Below are 1,007 nucleotides of genomic sequence, written 5' to 3' on the forward strand. Positions count from 1 at the left end.
CGTTGGTCTTGTTCAGGCTCTGCAGGGCGACCGCAGCGCCGTAGTTGGTGTTGATGCTGTTAGCCATTTTGGCTGTCCTTCTTCACTTCGTGATGGCCGCCGCCATTTTGGCGACGGGAGCGTTTTGCTCCAGAATTCAGACCTTTGGCCGGGACGCCGAAGCCTCCCGGCCCTCCGGGTCCTAGCGGAACAGGCCCAGCAGGATGGAGCTGGACGAGTTGGCGATGGACAGCGCCTGCACGCCGAGCTGCTGCTTGGTCTGCAGGGCCGTCAGGCGGGCGCTTTCCTTGGCCAGGTCGGCGTCCACCAGGTTGCCGATGCCGGCTTCCGTGGCGTCTTGCAGCTTGTTGACGAAGGTGATCTGACGACCGACCGACTTGGACTGGGTGCCCAGGGTCGCCAGGCTGTCCGTGACCGTCTTCAGCGCCGCGTCGACCGCGGTCGTCGTGGCGGCGGCGGCGGCGATGGCGCCGGTGTTGACCGCGGCCAGGGTCGCGCTCGTCGAGATATTGGTCGCGAAACCGATCCCGAAGGTGCCGCCCGAGGTGTTGGTCGTCACATTCGTCAGCCCTGCGGTCGCCCACAGGTTGACGCCGTCGAAGCTGGCGCCCGAAAGCGCCGAGGCCACTTCCTTGCCCAGGGCGTTGTAGTCGGCCAGATAGGCCGTCTGGGCGTCGCCGGTCGAGGAGGCGATGTTGACCGCCAGGGCCTTCATCTCTTCCAGGGCCGAGGTCGCCGTGTCGCCCGCCGCCAGGGCCACGTCGACGATGGATTGGCCGCGTTGCAGCGAGTTCTTGACCGCATCCATCGCGCCCATGTTGGCCCGCTGGCTGGTGGCGATGGCGAAGATCGCGCCATTGTCCTTGGCCGAGGAGACCTTCATCCCGGTGTTGATCCGGTTCTGAGTGGTCTCCAGCTGGGCGTTGGTCTTGTTCAGGCTCTGCAGGGCGACCGCAGCGCCGTAGTTGGTGTTGATGCTGTTAGCCATTTTGGCTGTCCTTCTTCAC

At 65.2% G+C, this 1,007-nt stretch carries 1 protein-coding gene; it reads right to left on the minus strand.

Translation table 11 applies throughout. The annotated features are described in order from the left end of the window. Positions 1–181: 181 nt before the first annotated feature. Entirely contained in the window at positions 182–988 is an 807-nt protein-coding gene (locus tag DI624_RS16045) for a flagellin (RefSeq protein ID WP_291540555.1), read from the minus strand. Positions 989–1,007 lie beyond the last annotated feature (19 nt).

Source organism: Brevundimonas sp. (assembly GCF_003248455.1).
Classification (GTDB): Bacteria; Pseudomonadota; Alphaproteobacteria; order Caulobacterales; family Caulobacteraceae; genus Brevundimonas.